At 40.2% G+C, this 264-nt stretch carries 1 protein-coding gene; it reads right to left on the bottom strand.

All coding sequences use genetic code 11. From position 1 onward, the window contains the following. Window positions 1-40: 40 nt before the first annotated feature. Window positions 41-264: hypothetical protein (locus L0M85_RS09950; protein WP_238656951.1), on the bottom strand; the 224-nt coding region annotated here is incomplete at its 5' end.

The raw sequence follows: 264 nt of genomic DNA on the forward strand, positions 1-264 counted from the left end.
ACTACGCTCAGCATATTGAACTGCCATTCGTTCCTGTTGTTCAGAGGACATCTGATGCCTCCTTCTTCACAAATAGCAGCTTTCCTTCTTTATAACGATAAGCTATCAACTTCTGACGTTGCTTAATCGACTTAACAACCTGCAGTAGATCTCTCGAATAAGGTTCTCGAAGAGTAACTTCTACTGCTTTCCCATCAAAGATACCAACTCGTTTAAATTCAATGTAGTCTTTTTTGAGATGTCCTAAGCCCATACCAAAGGGAA

It is taken from the genome of Streptococcus sp. DFI.7.26 (assembly GCF_022240605.1).
Classification (GTDB): Bacteria; Bacillota; Bacilli; order Lactobacillales; family Streptococcaceae; genus Streptococcus; species Streptococcus xiaochunlingii.